The 26,099-nt window shown below is 65.1% G+C and carries 17 protein-coding genes and 1 pseudogene; 11 read left to right on the top strand and 7 right to left on the bottom strand.

From position 1 onward, the window contains the following. Window positions 1-17 precede the first annotated feature (17 nt). Both QYH69_RS09290 and QYH69_RS09295 read right to left on the bottom strand, forming a co-directional pair. Complete coding sequence (locus tag QYH69_RS09290) at window positions 18-1,796, bottom strand: glycosyltransferase family 39 protein (RefSeq protein WP_308831586.1); 1,779 nt, start codon at window positions 1,794-1,796, stop codon at window positions 18-20. A 317-nt stretch (window positions 1,797-2,113) separates the two neighbouring features. Continuing rightward, window positions 2,114-2,488: an Mth938-like domain-containing protein gene (locus QYH69_RS09295; protein WP_308831587.1), complete on the bottom strand. Its 375-nt coding sequence runs from the start codon at window positions 2,486-2,488 to the stop codon at window positions 2,114-2,116. A gap of 517 nt (window positions 2,489-3,005) precedes the next feature. Between QYH69_RS09295 and QYH69_RS09300 the strand changes: the two genes are divergently transcribed. From QYH69_RS09300 to moaE, 6 genes are all read left to right on the top strand, one after another. Continuing rightward, entirely contained in the window at window positions 3,006-4,244 is a 1,239-nt protein-coding gene (locus QYH69_RS09300) for a pyridoxal phosphate-dependent aminotransferase (RefSeq protein ID WP_308831588.1), read from the top strand. Between the two features lie 70 nt (window positions 4,245-4,314). After that, window positions 4,315-5,658 carry a homoserine dehydrogenase gene (locus QYH69_RS09305; RefSeq protein WP_308831589.1) on the top strand — a complete coding sequence of 448 codons (1,344 nt, stop codon included), beginning with the start codon at window positions 4,315-4,317 and terminating at the stop codon, window positions 5,656-5,658. 19 nt (window positions 5,659-5,677) lie between these two features. Next, window positions 5,678-7,141 (top strand): threonine synthase, encoded by a 1,464-nt coding sequence (gene thrC / locus QYH69_RS09310; RefSeq protein WP_308831590.1) that lies wholly within the window; start codon window positions 5,678-5,680, stop codon window positions 7,139-7,141. 50 nt (window positions 7,142-7,191) lie between these two features. Then, the gene (gene glp, locus QYH69_RS09315; protein WP_308831591.1) at window positions 7,192-8,505 is read left to right on the top strand and encodes a gephyrin-like molybdotransferase Glp; all 1,314 of its coding nucleotides are present in this window, start codon (window positions 7,192-7,194) and stop codon (window positions 8,503-8,505) included. Window positions 8,506-8,542: 37 nt separating this feature from the next. Next, window positions 8,543-8,800, top strand: coding sequence for a molybdopterin converting factor subunit 1 (gene moaD / locus QYH69_RS09320; RefSeq protein WP_075157330.1), 258 nt, complete (start codon window positions 8,543-8,545; stop codon window positions 8,798-8,800). Window positions 8,801-8,810: 10 nt separating this feature from the next. Further along, a complete protein-coding gene (gene moaE, locus QYH69_RS09325) occupies window positions 8,811-9,287 on the top strand; it encodes a molybdopterin synthase catalytic subunit MoaE (protein ID WP_308831592.1) in 477 nt (158 codons plus the stop codon). 108 nt (window positions 9,288-9,395) lie between these two features. Here moaE and QYH69_RS09330 read toward each other — a convergent pair whose 3' ends face one another. Continuing rightward, window positions 9,396-9,962 carry a group III truncated hemoglobin gene (locus tag QYH69_RS09330; RefSeq protein WP_308831593.1) on the bottom strand — a complete coding sequence of 189 codons (567 nt, stop codon included), beginning with the start codon at window positions 9,960-9,962 and terminating at the stop codon, window positions 9,396-9,398. A gap of 276 nt (window positions 9,963-10,238) precedes the next feature. On the opposite strand from QYH69_RS09330, the gene QYH69_RS09335 reads away from it, so the two are divergent. The 3 genes from QYH69_RS09335 (at window position 10,239) to QYH69_RS09345 (ending at window position 14,797) form a co-directional block, all read left to right on the top strand. Beyond that, on the top strand, window positions 10,239-10,730 hold the full coding sequence (locus QYH69_RS09335; RefSeq protein ID WP_308831594.1) for an Rrf2 family transcriptional regulator: 492 nt from the start codon (window positions 10,239-10,241) through the stop codon (window positions 10,728-10,730). Between the two features lie 215 nt (window positions 10,731-10,945). Next, window positions 10,946-13,543, top strand: a complete 2,598-nt coding sequence (gene clpB, locus QYH69_RS09340; protein WP_308831595.1) for an ATP-dependent chaperone ClpB — start codon at window positions 10,946-10,948, stop codon at window positions 13,541-13,543. A 549-nt stretch (window positions 13,544-14,092) separates the two neighbouring features. Then, window positions 14,093-14,797, top strand: coding sequence for a hypothetical protein (locus QYH69_RS09345; protein ID WP_308831596.1), 705 nt, complete (start codon window positions 14,093-14,095; stop codon window positions 14,795-14,797). Window positions 14,798-14,867: 70 nt separating this feature from the next. Here QYH69_RS09345 and QYH69_RS09350 read toward each other — a convergent pair whose 3' ends face one another. The 4 genes and pseudogenes from QYH69_RS09350 to QYH69_RS09365 form a co-directional block, all read right to left on the bottom strand. Beyond that, window positions 14,868-15,308: a YidB family protein gene (locus QYH69_RS09350; RefSeq protein ID WP_308831597.1), complete on the bottom strand. Its 441-nt coding sequence runs from the start codon at window positions 15,306-15,308 to the stop codon at window positions 14,868-14,870. A 240-nt stretch (window positions 15,309-15,548) separates the two neighbouring features. Then, window positions 15,549-16,007, bottom strand: a pseudogene (locus tag QYH69_RS09355) (ComEA family DNA-binding protein); the annotation flags it as partial. A gap of 199 nt (window positions 16,008-16,206) precedes the next feature. Further along, window positions 16,207-18,663 (bottom strand): penicillin-binding protein 1C, encoded by a 2,457-nt coding sequence (gene pbpC, locus QYH69_RS09360; protein ID WP_308831598.1) that lies wholly within the window; start codon window positions 18,661-18,663, stop codon window positions 16,207-16,209. Between the two features lie 22 nt (window positions 18,664-18,685). Further along, window positions 18,686-24,970 carry an MG2 domain-containing protein gene (locus QYH69_RS09365; RefSeq protein WP_308831667.1) on the bottom strand — a complete coding sequence of 2,095 codons (6,285 nt, stop codon included), beginning with the start codon at window positions 24,968-24,970 and terminating at the stop codon, window positions 18,686-18,688. Window positions 24,971-25,224: 254 nt separating this feature from the next. Between QYH69_RS09365 and QYH69_RS09370 the strand changes: the two genes are divergently transcribed. Together QYH69_RS09370 and QYH69_RS09375 are read left to right on the top strand one after the other, a co-directional pair. Beyond that, on the top strand, window positions 25,225-25,626 hold the full coding sequence (locus tag QYH69_RS09370) for a MerR family transcriptional regulator (RefSeq protein WP_308831599.1): 402 nt from the start codon (window positions 25,225-25,227) through the stop codon (window positions 25,624-25,626). 43 nt (window positions 25,627-25,669) lie between these two features. Further along, entirely contained in the window at window positions 25,670-26,092 is a 423-nt protein-coding gene (locus tag QYH69_RS09375) for a carboxymuconolactone decarboxylase family protein (protein WP_308831600.1), read from the top strand. Window positions 26,093-26,099 lie beyond the last annotated feature (7 nt).

Below are 26,099 nucleotides of genomic sequence, written 5' to 3' on the forward strand. Positions count from 1 at the left end.
CGAGGGGTGGGGGAAGGTCAGGGTGCGGTGCCGGAGGCCGGTGCGGCTCCGGACGCCGGTGCGCCGGGTTGCGCATCCGGCTGCGCATGCGGTAGTGCAGCGGCCGGTTGCGCTTCGGCTACGGGTTTTTCGACGATGACCCGCCGCGCATCGCGCGCGACGACCTGCATCGGCAGATGCTGCGCCGCAAGATACGCATAGCGGTCGGGCGGCAGCAACGCAAGTGCATAGCGGTCCGCGTTCCAGCGCTTGATCCATTCGTCGACCGTCGGCACCCACTTTTGCGGTTCGACGCTGATGCCGAATGTCAATTCGTCGCCGTGCTCGACCATGATCATCGTGTGGCCCACATAGAACGGCATCGTATGGTCGAGTACGCCGACCGAATAGAACGGCGTGTCGGGCGGCAGTTTCGCGAGCGCGGCGCGCACCGCCGGCGCAAGCGGCGCGCCCGAACTGAGCCGGCCGAACACATCATGGCCGGTGCCGGCGATCGTTGCGAGCAGAAGCCAGGCGGCGCCGTACGCGATCGTCGCGCCGACGATGCCGTGGCGGCTTTTGCGGTTGATCCAGATAGCGGCGAGCGTCAGCGCGAACCCCACTGCGAGCGCGGCGAAAACCCATGTGCGGAACTCGATGTAGAGCGCGGTCGGATTGCGATCGTCGCCGAGACGGCTGAGAAAGACCGCGCCGAACGCGACGACGACGAGGAACAGCGCATAGCCCGTGAGATGGCGGTGAAACTGCGCCTTCGTGACGAGCGGCAAATACATGCCGATCACGAGCGCGAGCGCAGGCGCGATCGGCAGCGTATACGACAGCAGCTTCGAATGCGAGGCGCTGAAGAACAGGAAGATGAAAGCCGACCAGACAAGCAGCATGACGATCGGCGCGAAGCCGTTCGCCTGGCGCGGTGTTTGCAGCGCGCGCCGCACGCTTTGCACACTGACCGACAGCCATGGCAGAAACCCGACCAGGATAACCGGTACGAAGTAGTAGAACGCGCCGGGGCGGTTCTGTTCGGGCGTCAGATAACGCCTGAACTGCTGCACCACGAAAAAGAAGTTGAAGAACTCGGGGTTGCGTTGCTGGACCAGCACGAACCAAGGCGTGACGATCGCGAAGAACACGACGAGCCCGCTGACCAGGTAAAGGCGTCTCCAGATCGCCCAGTCGCGCGCGACGAGCGTGTACAGCACGAGCACGGCGCCCGGCAGGATGATGCCGACCAATCCCTTTGACAGTACCGCGAGCGCCATTGCGGCCCAGCACGTCCACATCCAGCCGCGCACGGCACGCGTGGGCAGGTCCGGGCGCTGCGCGAGCAGCAGCGCGCAGAGCGACAGCTCCATCCAGAACGACAGGGCCATGTCGAGCGTGTTGAAGTGGCCCATCAGATACCAGTACGGCGAGCATGCGAGCACGATTGCCGCGAAGACGCCGGTGGCCGCGTTGAACACGCGCGCGCCGGTGAAGCCGATGAGCAGCACGCCCGCGAAGCCCGTGAGCGCCGTATACAGGCGCGCCTGCCACTCGCCGAGCCCGAACCACGCGAACGTCAACGCGTTGGCCCAGGTCTGCAGCGGCGGCTTCTCGAAGTACTTGTAGCCGTTGTAACGCGGCGTGATCCAGTCGCCCGTAGCGAACATCTCGCGCGCCATTTCGGCGTAGCGGCCCTCGTCGCTCGGCAGCAGATGGCGCCAGCCGAGCGGCACGAACCAGATGAGCGCGAGCGCGATCAGCAACAGCAGAATGACGGTGCGATTGAGCGGTAGCCGGGACGGCGTATCGTTCATTGATTTCAACCTTGTTTGGTGCCTGGTTAATGCTTTTTTGCCCGGTCCCGATGCTAGCCAGGGCGCTTGCCCCAGTGCGGTCGGGCCGCAACGTTCTGTTACGCGGCACGTCCCGGCGGCCGTTGCGCGCGGCGCCGCGCCGTGAGTATGCAGCGGTGAAGCTTAACGGAGCCTTATCGACGCACCTTGCAACGGCGTCAAGCCCGAACGTCGAGCCGCACATCGAGGCTGCTCGCGCGCCGCGTCGCGGTGTGCGTCTTCGGGAAACGCCGCGCAGTTTACTCGATCGGCGCGTCGCTGCCGACCTGCGCGCGCCGCTATTGCTCGATCAGAAGCGCGGCGGCGACCTTGCGGCCTTCGGCCATCAGGATGTTGTAGGTCCGGCAGGCCGCCTTGAAGTCCATCGTTTCGACGCCGATGCGCTGTGCCGCAAGCGCCGATGTGAGCCGCGGATGAGGGAAGCGCAGCCGTTCGCCGCTGCCGAAGATCACGACTTCGGGAGCCGGCTCGATCAGCAGCGCGAAGTGCTCGGGGGCAAGGTTCTCGAACGACGAAACCGGCCATGCGATCACCGGTTGTTCGGGCAACACGATGATGCTGCCGGTATGACGTTCGAGATTGATTTCGACGTAGTCGGCGCCGTAACCGGTGACGGTATTGAGGGCGCCGCTCGAATCCTGGTGTAATTTCAAACTGGTATTCCGTGAGTTGCGACGAATAGGTGGCGAACACGCTTGACGCCTGACGCGACGCCCGGGCGGCGGGGGTTGCGCGCACGTGGTGCATTGCGGAAGTCGGTCAAAATCCGCTAAATTATAGCTTTTTGGCCGCCCGGCGGCCCTTTGCGCTGTGCACGTCGCCATAAGCGAACGCACACCCGCGACGCACGCATCCGGCAAGGCCGGTTCAGCGGCGCCCGTCAAGCCTGTCCGACCGATCGGCCTGGTCAGTCCGCGTCGGCCGGCAGCGCGACCTCAGTGGGGCTGCAAGTGGGCCTGTGTGGGGCCTCAGTGGGGCCTGAGCGGGACCTCGGCGGGCCGTGGCCGGCCAGATCGATATGCCGCGCACGGCGTGCTGAATCACTCGTTCATCCGGTTTGGCTGATTGCCTGCGTGTTTGTTCCACTCGTGTTCCGGGCGTTTTTGCGGTTCGTTCCATTATTTGTTGCGCGCGTTGTCAGTGCCGCGTGTGCCCGTCGAGAAATCCGCCGTGAAACCCATACTCAAATCCAACAAGCTGCTCAATGTCTGCTACGACATTCGCGGGCCCGTTCTCGAACACGCGAAACGGCTCGAAGAGGAAGGCCATCGCATCATCAAGCTGAACATCGGCAACCTCGCGCCGTTTGGCTTCGAAGCGCCCGACGAGATCATTCAGGACATGATCCTGAACCTGCCGACATCGTCCGGGTACTCCGATTCGAAAGGCGTGTTCGCGGCGCGCAAGGCGATCATGCACTACGCGCAGCAGAAGGGCGTGCACGGCGTCGAACTCGACGATATTTACATCGGCAACGGCGCCTCCGAACTGATCGTGATGGCGCTGCAGGGCCTGCTCAACGACGGCGACGAAGTGCTGCTGCCGGCACCCGATTACCCGCTGTGGACCGCGGGCGTGAGCCTCTCGGGCGGCACGCCGGTGCACTACATCTGCGACGAATCGAACCGCTGGATGCCGGACCCGGACGACATCCGCGCGAAGATCACGTCGAACACGCGCGCGCTTGTCGTGATCAACCCGAACAACCCGACCGGCGCGCTGTATTCGAACGAACTGCTGCTCGAACTGATCGAAATCGCGCGCCAGCACGGTCTCGTGATCTTCGCGGACGAGGTCTACGACAAGATCGTCTACGACGGCCGCGAGCACACGGCGATCGCGTCGCTGTCCGAAGACGTGCTGACGGTCACGTTCAACAGTCTTTCCAAGAGCTACCGGTCGTGCGGCTACCGCGCCGGCTGGATGTGGGTGTCGGGCCTCGGCGGCGACAACCGGCGCCGTGCGAAGGACTATTTCGAGGGGCTTGGTATTCTTGCGTCGATGCGGCTGTGTCCGAACGTGCCGGGCCAATACGCCATCCAGACGGCGCTTGGCGGCTACCAGAGCATCAACGAACTGATCGCGCCGGGCGGGCGGCTCTACCGGCAGCGCGAACTCGCCTACGACATGCTGACCGCCATTCCGGGCGTGACCTGCGTGAAACCGGAAGCGGCGCTCTATATGTTTCCGCGGCTCGACCCGAAGCTCTATCCGATCCACAACGACCAGCAATTCATCCTCGACCTGCTGCTCGAGGAGCGTGTACTGCTCGTGCAGGGCACGGGCTTCAACTGGAAGGCGCCGGACCACTTCCGCGTGGTGTTCCTGCCGAACGTCGACGACCTCGCGGACTCGATCAACCGCATCGCGCGCTTTCTCGACGGCTACCGCAAGCGGCACGCGGTATGAGGTAGCGCCTAAAATACAGGTCCTGCGCTTACCCGTTCCCTCAAACTCTTACCAGAAACACACACGCTGCATGGAACCGATCAAAGTTGGACTGCTGGGCTTCGGCACCGTCGGCTGCGGCACCTATACGGTGCTGCGCCGCAATCAGGAAGAAATCAAACGGCGGGCCGGCCGCGACATCGAGATTGCGCGCCTTGCGGTGCGCAATCCGGAGAAAGCGAAGCGCGCGCTCGCGAACGCGGATGGCGCCGATGCGTCCGGCGTGGCGGTGACCGACGACTTCAACTCGGTCGTCGACGATCCGTCGATCGACATCGTCGCGGAGATGATCGGCGGCACGGGCATCGCGCGCGAACTCGTGTTGCGCGCGATCGCGAATCGCAAGCATGTGGTGACGGCGAACAAGGCGCTGCTCGCCGTGCACGGCACGGAAATTTTCGAAGCCGCGCACAAGAACGGCGTGATGGTCGCGTTCGAAGCGGCGGTGGCGGGCGGCATCCCGATCATCAAGGCGCTGCGCGAAGGGCTCACGGCGAACCGCATCGAATACATCGCGGGCATCATCAACGGCACGACGAATTACATTCTGTCGGAGATGCGCGATCGCGGGCTCGACTTCGCCACGGCGCTGAAGGCCGCGCAGGAGCTCGGCTATGCCGAAGCCGATCCGACGTTCGATATCGAAGGCGTCGACGCCGCGCACAAGGCGACGATCATGAGCGCGATCGCGTTCGGCGTGCCCGTGCAGTTCGACAAGGCCTACGTCGAAGGCATCAGCAAGCTCGCCGCTATCGACATCCGCTATGCGGAGGAACTTGGCTACCGGATCAAGCTGCTCGGCATCACGCGCCGCACCGTCAAGGGCATCGAACTGCGCACGCATCCGACGCTGATTCCCGCCAAGCGCCTGCTTGCGAACGTCGAAGGCGCAATGAATGCGGTGGTCGTGCATGGCGATGCGGTCGGCACGACGCTCTACTATGGCAAGGGTGCGGGCGCGGAGCCGACGGCCTCCGCTGTGGTCGCGGACCTCGTCGACGTGACACGGCTGCATACGGCCGATCCCGAACATCGCGTGCCGCATCTCGCTTTCCAGCGCGACCGGCTTTCCGACACGCCGATCCTGCCGATCGACGAAGTGACGAGCGGCTATTACCTGCGTCTGCGCGTGGCCGACGTGACCGGCGTGCTGGCCGATATCACGCGCATTCTCGCGAATACCGGCATTTCGATCGACGCGTTGCTGCAGAAGGAATCGGAGCAGGTCGACGATCACGGCAAGGGCGAAACGGACATCATCCTGATCACGCACGAGACGGTCGAAAAGAACGTCAATGCGGCGATCGCAGACATCGAGGCATTGCGCACGGTCGTTTCGAAGGTGACGAAACTGCGCATGGAATCGTTGAACTGAACTCGAGCGGACTTCTCTCATGAACTACATTTCCACGCGCGGCGCCGGGGCAGGCGAACGCCATTCGTTTTCCGACATTCTGCTCGGCGGCCTTGCGAAAGACGGCGGCCTGTATCTGCCGTCCTCGTACCCGCGCGTGTCGGCCGAGGAACTGGCGCGCTGGCGCGCGCTGCCGTATGCCGACCTCGCGTTCGAAATCCTGTCGAAATTCAGCGACGACATTCCCGCCGACGACCTGCGCGAACTGACGCGCCGCACCTACACCCCGCAAACGTACTGCAACGTGCGCGACGACGAGCAGGCGGCGCAGATCACGCCGCTCAAAACGCTCGGCATCGAGGAGGGCGCGCCGCTTTCGCTGCTCGAGCTGTCGAACGGGCCGACGCTCGCGTTCAAGGACATGGCGATGCAACTGCTTGGCAACCTGTTCGAGTACACGCTCGCGAAGCATGGCGAAACGCTGAATATTCTCGGCGCGACCTCGGGCGACACCGGCAGCGCGGCTGAATACGCGATGCGCGGCAAACGGGGCATACGCGTGTTCATGCTGTCGCCGCACAAGAAAATGAGCGCGTTCCAGACGGCGCAGATGTACAGCCTGCAAGATCCGAACATCTTCAATATCGCGGTCGAAGGTGTGTTCGACGATTGCCAGGACATCGTGAAAGCCGTCTCGAACGATCACGCGTTCAAGGCCGCGCAGAAGATCGGCACCGTCAATTCGATCAACTGGGCGCGCGTGGTGGCGCAGGTCGTCTACTACTTCAAAGGCTATTTCGCCGCGACGAAGTCGAATGACGAGCGCGTGTCGTTCACCGTGCCGTCGGGCAATTTCGGCAATGTGTGCGCCGGTCATATCGCGCGCATGATGGGCTTGCCGATCGAAAGGCTCGTCGTCGCGACGAACGAAAACGACGTGCTCGACGAGTTTTTCCGCACCGGCATCTACCGCGTGCGCAAGGCCGCCGAGACATATCACACGAGCAGCCCGAGCATGGATATCTCGAAGGCGTCGAACTTCGAGCGTTTCGTGTTCGATCTGCTCGGCCGCGACCCGGCGCGCGTGCTGCAGCTGTTCCGCGATGTCGAGGAAAAGGGCGGCTTCGATCTCGCGGCAAGCGGCGATTTCAAGCGCGTCAAGGAATTCGGCTTCGTGTCGGGCAGCAGCACGCATGCGAGCCGCGTCGAGACGATTCGCGATGTGTTCGAGCGCTACGACACGATGATCGACACGCATACGGCCGATGGCCTCAAGGTTGCGCGCGAGCATCTGCAGGCCGGCATCCCGATGATCGTGCTCGAGACCGCGCAGCCGATCAAATTCGGCGAGACGATCCGCGAGGCGCTGTTGCGCGAGCCGGAGCGGCCCGCGGCATTTGTCGGACTCGAAGCGCTGCCGCAGCGCTTCGATGTGCTGCCGGCCGATGCCGAACGTGTGAAGGCGTATGTCGCGAAGCGTGTCGCCGGGTCTGTCGCGTCATAGAGGCGCGCACTACAATAAATAACCTTTCGTCCCGCCCGCGCCCGCTACCGATGTCCACACCCACGCCCGCCGCACCTCGCGCCCCGCTGCTGTCGACTGCCGATGCGCTCGCCACTTTGCTCGGCGCCGCCGTGCAGATCGACGGCGAAGAAACCTTGCCCACGCTCGACGCATTGAACCGCGTGCTCGCGGCCGACGTGATCTCGCCGCTCGACGTCCCGCCGATGCACACGAGTTCGATGGATGGCTACGCGGTGCGCATGGCCGACCTGGCGCATGGCGACCGGCGCCTGCCTGTATCGCAGCGCATTCCAGCCGGCCATGCGCCGCAGCCGCTGGCGGCGGGCACGGCGGCGCGCATCTTCACCGGCGCGACCGTGCCGCCCGGCGCCGACGCGATCGTCATGCAGGAGCAGACCGAGGCCGCCGGCGACGCCGTCACGCTGCTGCATACGCCGAAGGCCGGCGAATGGATCACGCAGCAAGGCGCCGATATCCGGCGCGGCTCGGTGATCCTGCCGGCCGGCACGCGCCTCACGCCGCAAGCGCTCGGCCTCGCTGCCTCGGTGGGTTGCGCGGAACTGCGCGTGAAGCGCCGCGTGAAAGTCGCGGTGTTCTTCACGGGCGACGAACTGACCATGCCCGGCGAGCCGTTGAAGCCGGGCGCGATCTATAACTCGAACCGCTTCACGCTGCGCGGGCTGCTCGAGAAACTCGGTTGCGACGTGACCGACTACGGCATCGTGGCCGACCGGCTCGATGCGACGCGCGCGACGCTGCGCGATGCGGCGCGCGAGCACGATCTGATCCTGACCTGCGGCGGCGTGTCGGTCGGCGAGGAAGATCATGTGAAACCGGCCGTCGAGGCGGAAGGGCGGTTGTCGATGTGGCAGATCGCGATGAAGCCGGGCAAGCCGCTCGCATTCGGCGCTGTGCGGCGTACCGCCGCTGGCGGCGCCGATCATGCCGGCAGCAGCGCCGGCGACGCGGCCAGCACGGCAAGCACGTCCACCGCACGCGCCGAAACGTTCTTTATCGGTCTGCCCGGAAACCCGGTCTCGAGCTTCGCGACGTTTCTGCTATTCGTGCGGCCGTTCGTGCTGCGTCTGGCCGGTGTGCGCACGGTCGCGCCGCGTGCGCTGTCGCTGCGCGCCGATTTCACGCAGCAGAAGGCCGATCGCCGCAACGAGTTTCTGCGTGCGCGCGTCAACGCGGCCGGCGGTCTCGACCTGTTCCCGAACCAGAGTTCGGCGGTACTGACGTCGACGGTATGGGGCGACGGGCTCATCGACAATCCGCCGAATCATGCGATCAGCGCCGGCGAGACCGTGCGCTTCATTCCGTTTTCCGAACTGTTGAACTAGCGCCGCGAAGCCTGTCACGACTCAAACGAAGCCGCCGATGAAAATCCAGCTCAAATATTTCGCAAGCGTACGCGAAGCGCTTGGCCTGTCCGACGAGGCGGTCGACGTGCCGGCCGAGGTCGCGACCGTCGGCGACGTGCGCGCATGGCTGCGCGTGCGCGGCGGCATCTGGGCCGATACGCTTGCCGAAGGGCGCGCGTTGCGCATGGCCTGCAATCATGTGATGACCGATGCGGGCACGCGCATCACCGACGGCTGCGAAGTCGCATTTTTTCCGCCGGTTACCGGCGGTTAGGGGTCGAACCATGACGGTGCGTGTTCAGACCGAAGACTTCGACGTCTCGACCGAGCTGGCCGCGCTGCGCGCGCAAAATCCGAAAGTCGGCGCCGTCGCATGCTTTATCGGCACGGTGCGCGATCTGAACGAAGGCAGCACGGTCGAGACGATGGAACTCGAACACTATCCGGGCATGACCGAGAAGTCGCTCGAAGGCATCGTCGACGCCGCGCGCGAACGCTGGCCCGGCACCGACGTGCTGATCGTGCATCGCGTCGGCAAGCTTTATCCGCTCGATCAGATCGTGCTCGTTGCAACGACGTCCGCGCATCGCGGCAACGCGTTCGCATCGTGCGAGTTCGTGATGGATTATCTGAAGACCCACGCGCCGTTCTGGAAGAAAGAAAAGACCGAACACGGCGAGCGCTGGGTCGATGCGCGGGTCACCGACGATAAGGCGCTCGAGCGATGGGGTTTGGACTCGGGTAACGCGAAACCGGAATGACGCGTCTGGCGGCGCGCTTTGTTGCCGCGGCGCTGCTTGAGCGGCTGAACAGTTGAGCGGCTGAACAGTTGAGCGGCGCCTCGCGCGGACGCGGCGCCGGCTGCGCCCTTACTGGTCGTCCCGTCCGCGTCCGACGAACTTCGCCGGAAACGGCTCGCCGCGCCGCCTCGCTGGCAAAGCGTCCGCATCATGCGCGTGCGGTGCATCGCCGTCGTTCTTCGGCCGCCTCGGCGCCACGCGCTCGAGCAACGCCTTTTGCTCGGCGGGAATTTCGTAGTCCCACCCGAACCTGCTCAACTGCAGGCTCTGCGCGATACGCAGCGCCGGTTCCATGAAGCGCACGGCCGCCGCAGGCGCGTAACGCGCTTCGACCGTATCGAGAAACAGGTAGAGCCACCGGCTGAAGTGCCGCGGCTCGATGCCTTCGAGCGGCTCGTGCGTCTGCTGCACATTGCCCCGGTACCGCTTCGAGCCGAGCACAAGGCTACCCCAGAACAGGCACATCTTCGGCAGATGCTCGTCCCAGCGGCCCGCGATCTTCTGTTCGAAGACGGGACCGAGCAACGCATCGGCGCGCACGCGATCATAGAACGCGTAGACGAGCTCGCGGATGTTCGCTTCAGTTGCTTCGGATTGCCGCACGACGGCCGCGGCAGGCTCGAAAGACGGATTCATTCGATGTTCACGAGTAAGCCAGTCGACAAACGGCTGGCGGTCAAATGCAAAAAGACATCATCAAACTTATAAAAAAGTCCCTATGCAAAGAAACCATAGCGTTTATAGTTACGCGAAATAACACGACAAACGCAGCAATAAGATGCGTATAGCAAGCATCTTATCGCAATCAGACGTGCGATACAGCATGCGATGAACAGCGTTCACGGCAACCTTGGAAAGGACGAGACCCGACTTTTGTGCGGCCCCGCCTTCGCCGATCGCGACTTGGCATACATGAGACTGACAGACTATACCGACTACTCGTTGCGTGTGCTGCTGTACCTCGCCGTACGTCCTGAGGGACTTGCAACGATCCAGGATATTTCCGACTCGTACGGAATCTCTAAAAATCATCTGATGAAAGTCGTCCAGCGACTCGCTGAACTCGGCTGGGTCGAGACGGTGCGCGGACGCAACGGCGGGCTGCGGCTGTACGAGCACTCGTCGGCGCTGACGGTTGGCGAGGTGGTGCGCGCGGCCGAGAACGACTTCGCGTTCGTCGCCTGCCTGCCCGACGGCGAAGGCGCGCATCGCAACTGTACGATCCGCTCTCATTGCCGCCTGAAAAGCGTGTTCGAAAGCGCGCGCGACGCGTTTTTCGCCGAACTCGACCGCCACACGATCCGCGATATCGCCCAGCCGAGCGACCCGTTGCTAAGATTGCTGGGTCTGATGCCTGCCGCGGTGCCGGTCGCGTCGATCGTCCCGGTCTCTCCCGACGTGTAAGTGCCGTGCGGCGCCTCGCCGCACCGACGCGGCTTCAGGCCGCATGCTGTCCGTACGGCGCCCGCGGCGGCGCGAAGCCCGAGCGCACGCGGTCGGCGGCGGATTAGCGCCGTCGGCCCGCCCAATCGGGCGAATTGTTATCTCCCGGCGCAAAAAACGCTTGAAACGCGAATAACCTCCCTCACTTTGGTGACATTCGAAATTGGAGGTCTCTTGTGAGAATCGACAAACTCACCACCAAATTCCAGGAAGCGCTGGCGGACGCGCAAAGCCTTGCGGTCGGCCATGACAATCAGTACATCGAGCCCGTCCACCTGCTCGCGGCCCTCGTCGCGCAGCCCGATGGTTCGGCGCGCTCGCTGCTGTCGCGGGCGGGTGTGCATGCGCAGGCGCTGCAAAGCGCGCTGAATGACGCGATCGCGCGCTTGCCGCAGGTGCAGGGCACCGACGGCAACGTGCAGATCGGCCGCGAACTGACGGGCCTGCTGAACCAGGCCGACAAGGAAGCGCAAAAGCTCAACGACACGTACATCGCGAGCGAAATGTTCCTGCTTGCCGTCGCCGACGATAAAGGCGAGGCCGGCCGTCTCGCGCGCGAACATGGGCTGACGCGCAAATCGCTCGAAGCGGCGATCGTCGCGGTGCGCGGTGGCTCGCAGGTGCACAGCCAGGACGCCGAGAGCCAGCGCGAAGCGTTGAAGAAATACACGATCGATCTGACCGAGCGCGCGCGCGCCGGCAAGCTCGACCCCGTGATCGGCCGCGACGATGAAATCCGCCGCTCGATCCAGATCCTGCAGCGCCGCACGAAGAACAATCCGGTGCTGATCGGCGAACCGGGCGTCGGCAAGACGGCGATCGTCGAAGGACTCGCGCAGCGCATCGTCAACGGCGAAGTGCCGGAGACGTTGAAGGGCAAGCGCGTGCTGTCGCTCGACATGGCAGCGCTGCTCGCGGGCGCCAAGTATCGCGGCGAATTCGAGGAGCGCCTGAAGGCCGTGCTCAACGACATCGCGAAGGACGAAGGCCAGACCATCGTCTTTATCGACGAAATCCACACGATGGTCGGCGCGGGCAAAGCCGAAGGCGCAATGGACGCGGGCAACATGCTGAAGCCGGCGCTGTCTCGCGGCGAACTGCATTGTGTCGGCGCGACGACGCTCGACGAATACCGCAAGTACATCGAGAAGGATGCGGCGCTCGAGCGGCGCTTCCAGAAGGTGCTCGTCGACGAGCCGAGCGTCGAGGCGACCATCGCGATTCTGCGCGGCTTGCAGGAGCGTTATGAGCTGCACCACGGCGTCGATATCACCGACCCGGCAATCGTCGCGGCCGCGGAGCTGTCGCATCGCTACATCACCGACCGTTTCCTGCCGGACAAGGCGATCGACCTGATCGACGAAGCTGCGTCGAAGATCAAGATGGAGATCGATTCGAAGCCCGAAGAAATGGACCGGCTCGATCGCCGCCGCATCCAGCTGAAAATCGAACGCGAAGCGGTGAAGAAGGAGAAGGACGAAGCGTCGCAGAAACGCTTGCAGCTGATCGAGGAAGAAATCGAGCAGCTCGACCGCAAATATTCGGATCTCGAAGAAATCTGGACCGCTGAAAAGGCTGCGGTGCAGGGCGGCGCTCAGCTTAAGGAAGAGATCGAGAAAACGCGTGCCGAAATCGCGCGGCTGCAACGCGAAGGCAAGCTCGAGAAGGTTGCCGAGCTGCAGTACGGCAAGCTGCCGCAGCTCGAGCAGCGCCTGAAGCAGGTTACGCAGGCCGAAGCGCAGGAGCAGAACAACCCGACGCGTCCGCGCCTGTTGCGCACGCAGGTCGGCGCGGAGGAAATCGCGGAAGTCGTGTCGCGTGCAACGGGTATCCCGGTCGCGCGAATGATGCAGGGCGAGCGCGAAAAGCTGCTGCAGATCGAAGAGAAGCTGCATCAGCGCGTCGTGGGTCAGGACGAAGCGATCAGCGCGGTCGCCGATGCAATCCGCCGGTCGCGCGCGGGCCTGTCGGATCCGAACCGTCCGTACGGCTCGTTCCTGTTTCTCGGGCCGACGGGCGTCGGCAAGACCGAGGTGTGCAAGGCGCTCGCTTCGTTCCTGTTCGATTCGGAAGAGCATCTGATCCGGATCGACATGAGCGAATTCATGGAGAAGCACAGCGTCGCGCGGCTCATTGGCGCGCCGCCCGGTTATGTCGGCTACGAGGAAGGCGGTTACCTGACCGAAGCAGTGCGGCGCAAGCCGTACAGCGTGATCCTGCTCGACGAGATCGAGAAGGCGCATCCGGACGTGTTCAACGTGCTGCTGCAGGTGCTCGACGACGGCCGCATGACCGATGGCCAGGGCCGCACCGTCGACTTCAAGAACACGGTGATCGTGATGACATCGAACCTCGGTTCGCAGGTCATTCAATCGATGGTCGGCGAGCCGCAGGATGCGGTGAAGGACGCGGTCTGGGAAGAGGTGAAGCTGCACTTCAGGCCCGAGTTCCTGAACCGGATCGACGACGTGGTCGTGTTCCATGCGCTCGACCGCTCGAACATCGAGTCGATCGCGAAGATCCAGCTCGAGCGTGTGCATGACCGGCTCGCGAAGCTCGATATGCAGCTCGTCGTCTCCGACGAGGCGGTCGAGCTGATCGGCAAGGTCGGCTACGATCCGCTGTTCGGGGCGCGGCCACTGAAGCGTGCAATCCAGCAGGAGATCGAGAACCCGGTCGCGAAGCTGATTCTCGCGGGCAAGTTCGGACCGAAGGATGTGATTCCGGTCGACGTGCTTAACGGCAAGCTCGTGTTCGAGCGCGTCGTACACTGATCGCACGTTCGGCGAGCGGTACTCGCCGCGCGGAGGTCAAGCGGACAACGAAGCAATTCGTTGTCCGCTTTTTTTTGCCGCTCGTGAATAAGCATTGCACACGTGCGGTAGCGCGTCCCTAGCATCTATGCATGCGACCGATGGAGATGCGCTATGTACCCGTTGCCGATGCATCCGAACACGATCCGGGCGCCCGAAGCGCGCCCCGCGAATGTGCCGGTCGATACGCGCCCGCCCGCTGTCGCGCGTGCGCCGGGCACAAACGTGCGCGGCGGCGCGCGTCCGCGTGTTTCGACGCCTTATGTGCCTTTTCCGCGGGCGCAGCCGCCGTTCGCCGGGCAGTCAAGGCCGCCCGCCGCTCGCGCTTTGTCCGCGCCTCCATCCGAATACGAGTCGTCGGAAACGCCGGGAATTTTCATCGATCGTAGCAACGGGATGAGGTTTTTCATCGAGGACGGGCGAGCGTTTCCGGTTTCGTCGGGACCGGCCGCAGACCGTGGCGACAGGCCGATATCGGCAGACCGCAACAATGCGCGCGCGCCGGGTTCGATGCCCGGATCCGATCTCGTTGGCCAAGGCTATGACGCAGCGTCTGCGGGGGTGCACTTCCATCCGTATCCTCGATCGCGGGCGATCGATAGCCGCGATTTCGCCGCCGCATTCGCAGCGCAGGCGCAGTCGATGCCTCAACGACGGAACACGGGGCAAGGATTATTGCCGACGCCACGGCAGCGTTTCGAGCCCTATACGACCCAATGGCGGGTGGATCTCGCGCCGGCCTATGGCCGCGAACCGGTCGCCATGGCGCGGCCTGACCGCGAGCCCATGCTGTGGGAGCGGCGGCGATGGCTTGATCAGCAGATCGAGCATGGCCGCGCGCTCGATGCCGACATACATGGCCGTCAGTACGCGGTCAAGCAGCACGGCTTTGTCTGGAACCGGATTGCGCGGGCGTTCGCGGAGGCCGGCAGGACCACGGGACGCGACATCGAGCAGTTGAGGCGTGCCGCAAACGCAGGCGATCTTATCGCGATGCGCCATTTGCCCGCGGTGGAAGCGGTGCGGCCGATGCTGCAGCAACGTTGGATGGTCGCCCGGAACGACGCAATGCGATTGAGCGAGGACCGCAGGGTCTTGCTACAGGAACAGGATCAGAACGCCGAGCGGATTCAGCAACTGGTAGCGGAACGCTTGAAAGTCGATCTTGAGCTGGACGCGTTGGAACGCTGGCGACAATGGCAAGCGCCGAGATGAGCGCGTGGCCGGGCGGTGCGTGGTTTAAGCGCTGCCGCCCTGGCCACGCACGATGGCGCAACGGGACACGTCAGGCGTTTTTGTTGCCGAACAATCCCGACAACGCGCTCAACGCGCCGAGCGCGCCCGACAGGTTCGCCGGTTCGATCTTGCCGTCGGCGGGTACTTCGCCGTTCGGCGTCGCGGCATTGACGACATGCGGCAGGATTTGCGACAGCAGTCCCGTGACCTGCTCGGGCTCGACGCCCGTTTTTGCCGCGAGATTCGTGACGGTTTCCGAACCGAGCACGTTGTGCAGCGTGTCGGCGCTGATCGCCTGGTTTTCGCCGGTGCTGATCCATGAACCGATGATTTCTCCGGCGCCATTCTCCCGGAAGCGCTGGATCAGGCCGTTCAGACCGCCAGGCTGGTTGTTGATGAATTCGAGCACGCTTGCAACGAGCGCCTGCTGACTTCCGCCGCCTTGCGGCGAATTGCCGAACATCGAACCGATCGTATCGAGTAGGCTCATGACTGTCTCTCCTGAGGGCCGGTGCGCGCCATGCGACCGGTTGGGGGATAACGCCGCGAGCATTGCGCGGCACGGAAAGCGCCGGCAAAGGTCGTTGTACGGGCAACAACCGGTGCAGCGGCGGTGGACCCACGGGCAACGTCAGGACAACGACGCTTGCCACCGGGAAACGACAGCGTACACGTGCGCGTCACGTCAATCGTAAAAGACGATTGCGAGCCGAAACACGGGTTTGGGTCAGGCGCCCGACGCCGCAGGCGCCGATGCGGCGGCCTTGTTCTTCTTCGATTTCGATGCTTTGCCAGCCGATGCGGCCGCGGGCGCTTCGGCGGCGGGCGCCTGGGCCGTGGTCGCGGCGGAGGGCGGTGCGGACTTCGTCGACTTCGATGCCGGCTTCGATGAGGACCGTGCCGCGCCTGTCGGCGGCGCGCCCGATCCGTTGATCGTCAGACCCGCTGCTTCGAGATTCTTCACCGACTTTGCGCCGATGCCCTTGACGCGAGCCGCGAGATCGTCGGCATCCTTGAACGGGCCGTTTTTCGTGCGCTCGTCGATGATCGCCTTCGCATGGACGGGCCCGATACCCTTCACCGATTCGAGCGCGGCCTGATCGGCCGTGTTGACCTCGACCGCGGCGGCGATGCCCGCACACAGCACGAACACCAGCGCAACGCACAGCATCCAGAGCTTCTTCAACATGGCAAGCACTCCATTGAGGGCAACAAGGCCGGGAACGGACCGCGCATGCAGTCAGCAAGCACTGCGACTCAAGCATAGGACACTTTGTGCGGCACTATTGCGAAAACCGTTGATTCGTCGTGCCATTGGGTGCGGGTCAGTGTGTCGACGGCTGCTTCGCGCCGTCAGGTTTCGCTTCGCACGGACCATGCCGTTCGAATCATCTGCGCAATGGTTCTGCGGCAGGCGTAGCGGAAGATGGATGGCCCGATGCGGCGGTCGATGTCCGTGGACGGCCCGAGGCGTCGCGCGCGCTCGCTGCGCGCGCGGTCGCGCCGCGCACTTCGAAGCGCACGCTGTCGGCGATGCGTCCGTTTGCGTCGACGAGTTCGAGCGTGTGATGCCCTGGCCACGGCGGCCACATTACGCGCTGCGCATTGCCGAGCCGCTTGCCGTCGAGCTGCCATACGCTATGCGCCGACGTGCCGTTCGCGCGTTCGAACGCAATGCGCTGATTCGCGGGCGGAATGTCGGGGTCGAGTGCGAACAGCGTGCCGTCGGCCGGTGCGCCGATGCGGGGCGCGGCAGCGGGCGAGGCGGTGGCGACAATCGCGGCGGTCGATGGCGTTGTCGCGGTCATCGCCGTTCTCGTCGCACCGGCCGCTGTGCCTCGCTGCATAAGCGGCGCCATGAGCGGGTTCGCGGCTTCGTCGCCGCGCGCGCCCGCCGACAGCGCGACCGTCGGCATTTGTGTGCCGCGCAGAAACCATTCGTCACGCGCGGGTTCGAGCGCCCGCTCGAACGTCACATGGGTGCGGATCACGCCCGCGGGGGCCGCGGGCGGCGTACTGGCCACGCGCCGATGCAGATAACCGGCGACGGCGGCCCAGACGGGCGCTGCACCCGTTACGCCCGATACGTCCCACATCGGCGTGCCGTCGGCATTGCCGACCCAGACGCCGATCGTATAGCACGACGTAAAACCGATCGTCCAGTTGTCGCGCATGTCTTTGCTCGTGCCGGTTTTGACGGCGGAGAAGAAGCGTGTCGCGAGCGGACTGTCGAAGCCGAACGTGCGCGTGCGCGCATTGTTGTCGGACAGCACCGACGTTACGATAAAGCTCGCGTCGGCGCTGAATACGCGCCGCATTGCGAACGCGGTGCCGTTGCGGCGCGCCGCGCCTGACCGCATCGCGAGATCCACGGTTGGCGACACCATGCCGCCGTTGGCGAGCGCGCGATACGCATTGGTCAGCGACAGCAGCGTGACGTCCGCGCTGCCGAGCGCGAGGCTGTAACCGTAGTAGTCGCCGCTTTGCTCGAGCGGCAGCCCGAGTGCGACGAGCGTATCGGCGAAGCGATGCGGCGTGACCATCACGAGCGTGCGTACCGCGGGCACATTCAGCGACGACCCGAGCGCGGTGCGCACGCTGACCCAGCCCTTGAAGCCCTTATCGTAGTTTTGCGGAATGTAGAGGCCGCCGCCCGCCGGCAGATCGAGCGGCGCATCGTCGAGCAGCGTCGCGGTCGTCACGCGGCGCTCGTCGATGGCCTCGGCGTACAGAAACGGTTTCAACGTCGAGCCGGCCTGGCGGCGCGCAAGCACCGCATCGACGTCCGATGCGGCCGACAGATTGCCGGACGAGCCGACCCACGCCAGTACGTGGCCGCTCACGTTATCGAGCACGACGACCGCACCGTCGTGCACGTTGCGCGCGTGTGCGCGCGCATTCAGCTCCGCGAGCGTACGCGTGAGCGTATCGCGCGCGAAGCGCTGCAGGTTCGCGTCGAGCGTCGAGCGCACGCGCGCACCGGCGGCCGGATGCACTTCATTTGCGACGCGGCGCGCGAAATGCGGCGCAAGCGATTCGGCGGCTGGCGACGTGCTCAGCAACGCCGGGGCGGGGCGTGCGAACGCGAGCTGCACGAAGCTATCGAGATTCGCGCAGTGCGCGGCCGCGTGCATGTCGCGCAGGATCCGGCACGCGCGCGCTGCAACCTTCGGATACGGTGCATTCGGCGCGCGCACGAGCGCCGCGGCCACAGCGGCCTCGCGATCGTCGAGGCCCGAGGGCGCCTTGCCGAACAGCGTGAGCGAGAGCGCGGACAATCCGATCGTCTCGCCGCGCAGCGGCACGAGATTCAGATAGGCCTCGAGGATCTGATCCTTGCGCCAGCTGCGTTCGAGACGCAATGCGTCGAAGGCCTGGCCGGCCTTCTGCATGAGCGAGCGTTGACCCGAGCGTCGCGGGTCGTCGTCGAGGAGCCCTGACAATTGCATCGTCACCGTCGAGGCGCCGCGCGTGCGCGTATTCCACAAGTTGCCCCAGGCCGCTGCGGCCGCGCCGCGCCAGTCGACACCGCTGTGCGCGTAGAAGCGTTTGTCTTCGGATACGACGATCGCTTCGCGCAGCGCCGGCGAAACATCGGCGAGCGCGACCCATTCGCCGCGCCGCTCGCTCAGATCGATGCGCGTGCGCTGCAGCGGTTCGCCGTCGCGCGACAACAGCAGCCAGTCGGAGCTGCGCCATTGCGCGCGCACATCGTCGAATGCCGGCAAGGCGTAAGCGGCGAGCGGCGTCAGCGTCGCGAATAAGGTTGCGCATGCAACCGCCGCGCGCGCGAGTGCGCGTGCCTGCGCGGGTCGGGTTCGTAGCGAGCTGGGCGCGCGGCGCATGATGGTTCCGTCCCGTTCGCGGCTACTTCGGGGCCGACGCGGACGTAGCGGCGGAGGCGTCGGAAGACGATGCCGACGTCGTGACCGCCTGAGCCGCGCCCGGTGCCGCCGCCTGGCGCACGGCGACCGGCGCATTCGGCCATGCTCCGTAAGCCGACGGCGCGTAGAGCGCTTCGACGCGCGTCGGCGGCAGGCCGAAGGTGCCGGCGTTATTGAGCCGCACCGTGTACTCGATCGAGAAGCGGCCCTTCGGCACGTACTCGTAGTACGCGCGATACGCGTCGAAGCCGCGTTCGACGAACGTGGGCCACGCGGTACGCGGCGCGTCTTCGTCGTTCCGATCGTTCCGGTTTTCGCCGAGCACGGCTGTCTGCGAATCGCGGCCGAGCCCCGAACCCAGAATCGTCGCCCCGGCGGGCACCGGATCGTCGACGACGACCCATGTCATATCGCTTTGCGCATCGATGTCGAGATGGACGCGCACGACGTCGCCGCGCGTGAGAACGCCTTTGACGGCCGGATCGAGCGGCGTGACGGTCTTCGTAATCCGGTAGCCCGAGGCGAATGGCGCTTTCAGCGCCACCGCCGCGAGGCTTTCGATCGTCGCCCACGGCTTGCCTGCGCCTTCCTGCGTGAGCGTAAGCGGCTGCGTGCCCTGCGCGGCGGGCGGCCACGGCAGCAATACGCTGCGCGTGGCGTTGCCGGCGGCGGTGGTTTTCGTGGCCGTGCCGCTCGCCGGCGATGCAGCGGAAGCAGCGGAAGCCGAGGCAGCAGCAGAACCGGAAGCCGCAGTCACATTGGCAGCACCGGATACCGAAGCCGCCGGCGCTTTCCACGCAATCGTTCTATCGAGCGCGCCGAGCCGCACCATCGTGCGCCCGCTCACCGGCTCGCTTTCGAACGCACGCGAAAAGCGCTCGACGGCAAGCGAGCCCCAGACATTCGACGTCGTCGTTTGCCATGCGCCGTTTCGCTGCAACGCGAGTAGCCCGCCGACGAGCCGTGGCATCTCGTCTTTCCAGCCCGGTGCATCGGCGAACGTCAGCGCGAGACGTGCCGCATTCGTTTCCGGACCGGTCATGAGCCACCAGAGGTCATCGCCGGATCCGGTCGAAAACGTGAGCCGCGTGCCCTGATACGTGAGGCGCGCGCGCAGTATCTGTTCGAGTTGAGCGAGCTTCTCGTCGCGCTGCGCAATGCCTTTGACGCGCGACAGCACCGCGTAATAGTCGAGCACCGCCGAGGTCGGCCACTGGTTCGGCGCGATTTCGATGGAATCGAGCATGCGCGGCTCAACCGCGCCGAAGCGCGACAATGCTTCGAGCGCACCGAGCTTGCGCAAATCGAGATCCTTGCGCGGCGCCCACGCATTGCGCTCGATGCGGCCTTCGACGAAAGCGGCGAGACCCGCCTCGAGCTTGCCGCGCAACTCGTCGGGCAGCGCGAAGCGCGTATCGAGCCTGGCGGCTTCGTCGCTTGCCGACAGCAGATACGCGGTCAGCACCGTGCTGCCTGTGTCGCGGCTGCCGTCGCCGGGCGGGAAGTAGTTTGCGAGGCCGTCGCGATCGAGATAGACGGGCATCTTCGCGACCACCGACTGCCACAGCTGCGCGTCACGCAGGCCGATTGCGCGCGAGCTTTGCTGTTCGAGGCACGTATACGGATAGCGTTCGAGCCAGCGCCGGACGCCGGGTAGACCGTCCGCGAGCTTCGGCTGCAGCGACACCGCAATGCCGCCGCGCAATGCGCCGTTGCTGGCCGCGCTCGCATCGGGCGGCGCGGCGACGGGCAGCGACAGCGTTGCGTCGACTTGCGCGAGCGTCGCCTGCTGGACCGTGACCGGAATCGCCGCGGCGACGCGCTCGGTGATCTTCAGCGAGTCGGCCGCGCGCGGTCCTGCCTGCTCAGACGCGCTCACATTCCACGCCAGCGCGGGGGATGCCGCATCGGCGAGCCCGTCGGGCGTCGTGACATCCCACGCGACTTCGCGCGCGGCGTCCGGCCCGACATCGACCGTTTGCGGCGGCAATGCAAGCCCCGGCACATTCGCGCTGACGACCACCTTCATCGCGCGCGCCGTCGTATTGCGCACCGTGAATTGCGCGCGGAACCGATCGCCTTCGCGCACGAGCGGCGGCAGTCCCGAAATCAGCTGCAAATCCTGCGTGCTGCGAATCGTTGCGCTGCCGGTGCCGAACGTGCCGGTGCCGACTGCGGCGATCGCGACGATCCTGAAGCGCGTCAGCGAATCGTTGAGCGGTACGTCGAGCGAGGCGGCGCCCTGCGCGTCGAGCGTGACGCGCGGGTTCCACAGCAGCAGCGTGTCGAACAGTTCGCGCGTGGCCGCATGTCCGCCGCCGCCGCCGGCGGGCACGGCCTTGCGGCCGAAGTGCCGGCGTCCGACGATCTCCATCTGCGCAGTCGAGGTCTCGACGCCGTAGGCGCGCTGTTGCAGCATCGCGTCGAGCAGATCCCAGCTGCGGTTCGGCATCAGTTCGAGCAAGGCTTCGTCGACGGCGGCCACCGCGATCTGCGTGCCGGCCGGCGCGGGCGCGCCGCCAGGCATCCGCACACGCAGCTTCACGTGCGCCTTGCCGCGTACCGTGTAGGTTTGCGCATCGGGCGTCACGTCGACCGCGAGCCGGTGCGCGGCGGTGCCGACCTTGATTTGCGCGAGGCCGTAGCGGAATGCCGGTTTCGACAGATCGACGAGCGCCGTCGGCGGCTCGTAGTGCCGGCCTTCATACCAGAACGCGCGCGCCCATTCGAGCGGCGCTTTCCAGCCCCATGTGAAGAACGAATACCACGGCACGTCGCGAATCCGCCCGCGCAGCGCGAGCACCGAAACGTAGACGTTGGGGCCCCACGCTTCGTCCACCCTGAGTTCGATCGTCGGGTCGGTGCCGTTCAGTTGCACGACGCGCGTGTCGATAATGCCTTCGCGTTCGACTGCGACGAGCGCGGTCGCGAAGCGGAACGGCATGCGCACCTGAAAGCGCGCGGTTTCGCCGGGCTCGTAGCTGGTCTTTTCGGGCAAGACGTCGATACGGTCCGTGTTGTCGCCGCCGAACCATAATTCGTCGGCACGCGTGACCCACACCGATGTGGTCGCGGTCGACTGGCGGCCCTCGCCGTCTTTCGCGGTCACGACGAGGTCGATATTGCCCGCTTCGCGCAGCGTCGCGTCGCACGACAGCAAGCCGTGCGCGTCGCTCGTGCCGCTGCAAAGCGAGCCGAGGTCGTGCGTTTCGGTGTGGTTGTCGTATGCATAGAAGCCGCCGACCATGCGCTTGCGCGAACTGCTCGTGATGCGCGCGATGCCGCGCACGTCGAGCGCCACGCCGGCGCGCGGTTTGCCTTGCAGATCGACGGCCAGCGCCTTGACCGGAACGGTGCGGCCAACCGACACCCATTGCCCCGACTTCACGCCCGCGACGATTGCGGCGGGCCACAGCGTCGTGCCGCCGCTGATCGTCTGGACTTCGCCATTGGGATCGGCGAAGCTCGCTTCGAGCACGAGGCGCCTCGGCGCGTCGAGCGGCGGCAGGTTCTTCAGCGTCAGCGTGCCGGACCCGTTGCGCTCGAGCGTGACCGGTTCCTTGTCGGCCACGAGCTTCGTGCTGTCTTCGTTCGACGGCGATGACGTGCCGCCGCCGCCGTCGCCGTCGCCGTCGCCGTCGTCGCCGCCGTCTTCGTTCGCGGATGACGCGGCATCGTCGTCGGACGGCTTGCGATATGCCATGAAGCTGAAGTCGGGATACATGTGGGCGAATGCGGGCGATGTGCTTCTGGTCAGCGCCGAGACCTGCACCGGCAAGCCCGACGCCGCGCCGCCCGATACGTAGTCGATCTGCAATGCGAGCGGCGCTTCGCGCGCCGCGATCAGCGGATGCGATTTTTCGTCGCGTACTGCGATCGAGCCTTTGAAGACAGGCAGACGGAACGCTTCGACGCGAAAGCTGCCCGACTCGTAGCTCATGTGCGGCGCAGGGCCGCCGTCCGCATCGGCTTCGTTGCCATCGTTGTTTTCAGCATCGTCGTTGCCGTTACCGGCCGCCGCGTTCGGGTCGCCATCGTCGAGCGATACACTGTATTCGCCGAGCTTCGCCGCGGCCGGAATGGCGAAGGTGGAATCCGCCGTGTGATCGGCGGTCCACTTCAACGGCAAACGGTAGGTCTGGCCGCTGCCGAGATGCCGGATCGTCACGCGCGCCGGATACCGCTTCGGCAACGCGAAGCCGCTTAAGGTCTCGACGCGCAGCATGTGCTTCATCGATACCGTTTCCCCCGCGCGCAACAACGTGCGATCGAAAATCGTATGCGCGCGCACCGTCTCTTCGCGGCTCATATCGGTCGGCACATTGAAGCGCCACGACTCGATACCGCGATTCCATTCGGTGCGCACGAACGCCATGTCCGCGCCGGTCTTCGGATCGTCGATGCGGGCCGAGACGAACAGGCCTTCGTAGTTGCCGTCGTTGCAGCGCGCGGGTGTTGGCAGCGGCTTGCCGATCGTGAGCAGGCCGCGCGCGTCGGTGTTGCCTGAGGCGAGTTCGCTGCCGTTGCAGTCGCTGACGCGGATGGCAGCATTCGGCACCGGCCGGCCCTTGTCGAGCGTCGTCACCCAGACGACGCTGTTTTCGCGTCCCTGTTTGAAGTGCACGCCGAGGTTCGTCACGAGCACGGCCGTGCGCACGTACATCGGCGCGGGCTTCGCGAGCAGCGATGCGCCGAGCGCCGGCGAGGCGAGTTCGATCACATAGAAGCCTGGCTTCGCGATCGGCACGCCGATCACTTCGAATGGCCTTAGCGTTTTCGGGTCCGCCTTCGGCAAGGTGAGCGTTGCCACGCCGCGCTGGCCGGCGAGCAGCGACAGCGAGCGCACATCGATCAGCCGCTCGCGCTCGCTGTTATTTTGTGCGTTGTCTGGCGTTTCATCGGGCGCGCGCGGCACGAACACCGGATGCGGGTTGCGCTCGAGCAGATCCGGCATCAGCTTCGCGATCGATTCGCGCGTCATTCCATACTGATCGAAACGATCGACGACACGCATCCAGCGGCGGATGTCGGTGTCCGCATCGACGCGCATTTCGCTGAACTGTGTGTTGCCTGCGTTGAGCCCTTCGACGTGCAGATCCGCTTCGACATTGCGCAGCGTGACGGGCACGAGCGCCGGCTTATCGGACTGCGCATAGCGCTCGATAATGCCGAAGGTGCCCGATGAGAACTTCGCGAGCGGCGGCAGCGGCGCGGTCGTCGTCTTCAGCGGAAAGAGGTCGGCATTCGATAGCGCGCGGCCACTGACGTCTTTCAGATGCGCCGGCACGTCGATCGTCAGTTCGGCGTGTTCGGGCAAGGGCGCGGCGAATTCGACCGTGTCGACTTCGGCGCTTCTGTCGTCGCGCGGGAAGGTCGGGGCGATGTTCCGCCCGGTGCTTTCGTCGGTGCTTCCCTCAGTGCTTTCCTTAGCGCGTTCTTTAGACGCCTGCAGCCGGATCTTCACGGCGTCGGCACGCGCGATCGGTGCGTTGAACTTCACGCGCAACGGACGCAATGGCGTGCATGGCGCTTTTGCGTTTTCGCGCTCGCACGAGAAACTCGCGGCGAAAGGCTCGCGCACCATGTAATCGAAGCGCCGCTCGACATCGTTGGCGAGGCCGCTCGGGCCCGCGACGCCGGCGCCATAGACGAGCTGCATCTTCGTGCCCGAGGGCAGCGTCTGCTGGCATTGCAGCGTCAGGATGCGTGCGGCGTCTTTCTGCAAGCGAAAGCGCGAGAGCAGGGCGGTACGCACGGAGGGCTCGACCGCTTTGACGGGGATGCGATTGCCGAGGCCGCTCGATTCGCACCAGATATGTTCGCGTACCGAAGCATCGGTGGCCGGGCCGTTCAGACGCACGATAAACGCCTGGTCTTCTTCGATTTCGCCGCCGCCGGGCATCACGCTCTGTACGAATGGTCCGCCGGTTTCGAATGCAAATCGGCGCGGGCCGGTCAGCGGCTCTCCGGACGACGATTTCAATGCGTCGTTAAGGTCGACCGAACAACGCATGCCCGGCGGCAAATCGGCCTTGAAGTCCCACGCCCATGTCTTTGCGTCGATCCAGCGGCCGCTGCCGGCGCTCGCCGATGCGTCGTCGCATTGCACGCGCGCCGGCGCTGCTGCGTGCGCGGCGCCGAACGCGGTCATCGCCTGATCGAACTTGACGACGACCTGGCGCACCTGCGCGACTTTGCCTTGCGGCGACACCTGCGTGATGCGGGCTGCATCGGCCTTCCATGCAAGCGCGGCGAAGCCGCACAGCATGGCGAACGTCAAACATGCCGACCGCAACGTCCGCCGACGGGTCCCGCATTGCTTCGCCAATCGCATCGAGCGCGCTCCAATTGCTTACAGAACGCTGGCGATTCTAACTGAGGACGAGGCGGCTCCCAACCGTCAAACGGTGTGGGCGCAAGCCTACGCGCCGCGAGAAAACGACGACGTTTTTGCGTACCGACGGTTCACGAATCGGCGCGCTTGACTTAGAGTGCACTCGAACTCCTAACCTTGGTTCTGTCATGTCCATACCACTCACGATCGGTCAGGTTGCCGCTTCGAGCGGCGTTTCCACCCACACGCTGCGTTACTACGAGCAGTCGGGCCTGCTGCGCGCCGTCGGACGCAGCGAGGCGGGGCATCGCCTGTATTCGCCGGCCGACCTCGACTGGCTGCAGTTCGTGATGCGGCTCAAGGCGACCGGCATGCCGATCGCCGGCATGCAGGCGTTCGCCGCCTTGCGTGCGCAGGGCGACGTCAGCGTCGGTGCGCGCCGCGAAATGCTCGTTGCGCATCGCGAGGCGGTCCTCGCGCGCATCGCGCAATTACAGGCGAACCTTGCGGCGATCAGCGACAAGATCGACCACTACGAAGCGATCGAACGCGGTAGCAAATCGGGCGGCAAGCGGGGCGACACGCAGTGAGACATGACATGTCAATCAAACTTGAGCGGAGCGAAAGATCACGATGCAACACACTCACCATGAACTCGATGCGCAAGACGAGCGCTATGCGCGGGGCTGGGACAAGCTGAAGGAAATCGACGGCGCGGCCGGAGAAAAAGTGCTCGCATCGCTGGCGCCAGTTGCGCCGGATTTTGCGCGTCTTCTGATCGAATTTCCGTTCGGCGATATCTATAGCCGTGCGCAGCTCGATCTGCGCTCGCGCGAGATCGCGACGATCGCCGCGCTAGCCGCGCTCGGTAACGCACAGCCGCAACTGAAGGTGCATATCGAAGCGGCGCTCAATGTCGGATGCACGCGCGACGAGATCGTCGAAGTCTTTATGCAGATGGCCGTGTATGCGGGATTTCCGGCTGCGCTGAATGCGCTCTTCGCGGCGCGGGACGTGTTCGGGCATATCGACGCGGCAGAGGGCGCCGCGGCCTGAACCCGGC

Origin of the sequence: Paraburkholderia sp. SARCC-3016, from assembly GCF_031119615.1 — a bacterium.
In the GTDB taxonomy this organism is placed as follows: Bacteria; Pseudomonadota; Gammaproteobacteria; order Burkholderiales; family Burkholderiaceae; genus Paraburkholderia.

What these genes read in the sequence shown, in the direction of transcription:
- QYH69_RS09290 (WP_308831586.1), bottom strand. Translation starts at nt 1,796, where the DNA reads ATGAACGATACGCCGTCCCGGCTACCGCTCAATCGCACCGTCATTCTG.
- QYH69_RS09305 (WP_308831589.1), top strand. Translation starts at nt 4,315, where the DNA reads ATGGAACCGATCAAAGTTGGACTGCTGGGCTTCGGCACCGTCGGCTGC.
- thrC (WP_308831590.1), top strand. Translation starts at nt 5,678, where the DNA reads ATGAACTACATTTCCACGCGCGGCGCCGGGGCAGGCGAACGCCATTCG.
- glp (WP_308831591.1), top strand. Translation starts at nt 7,192, where the DNA reads ATGTCCACACCCACGCCCGCCGCACCTCGCGCCCCGCTGCTGTCGACT.
- moaD (WP_075157330.1), top strand. Translation starts at nt 8,543, where the DNA reads ATGAAAATCCAGCTCAAATATTTCGCAAGCGTACGCGAAGCGCTTGGC.
- moaE (WP_308831592.1), top strand. Translation starts at nt 8,811, where the DNA reads ATGACGGTGCGTGTTCAGACCGAAGACTTCGACGTCTCGACCGAGCTG.
- QYH69_RS09330 (WP_308831593.1), bottom strand. Translation starts at nt 9,962, where the DNA reads ATGAATCCGTCTTTCGAGCCTGCCGCGGCCGTCGTGCGGCAATCCGAA.
- QYH69_RS09335 (WP_308831594.1), top strand. Translation starts at nt 10,239, where the DNA reads ATGAGACTGACAGACTATACCGACTACTCGTTGCGTGTGCTGCTGTAC.
- QYH69_RS09345 (WP_308831596.1), top strand. Translation starts at nt 14,093, where the DNA reads ATGCCCGGATCCGATCTCGTTGGCCAAGGCTATGACGCAGCGTCTGCG.
- QYH69_RS09350 (WP_308831597.1), bottom strand. Translation starts at nt 15,308, where the DNA reads ATGAGCCTACTCGATACGATCGGTTCGATGTTCGGCAATTCGCCGCAA.
- pbpC (WP_308831598.1), bottom strand. Translation starts at nt 18,663, where the DNA reads ATGCGCCGCGCGCCCAGCTCGCTACGAACCCGACCCGCGCAGGCACGC.
- QYH69_RS09365 (WP_308831667.1), bottom strand. Translation starts at nt 24,970, where the DNA reads ATGCTGTGCGGCTTCGCCGCGCTTGCATGGAAGGCCGATGCAGCCCGC.
- QYH69_RS09370 (WP_308831599.1), top strand. Translation starts at nt 25,225, where the DNA reads ATGTCCATACCACTCACGATCGGTCAGGTTGCCGCTTCGAGCGGCGTT.
- QYH69_RS09375 (WP_308831600.1), top strand. Translation starts at nt 25,670, where the DNA reads ATGCAACACACTCACCATGAACTCGATGCGCAAGACGAGCGCTATGCG.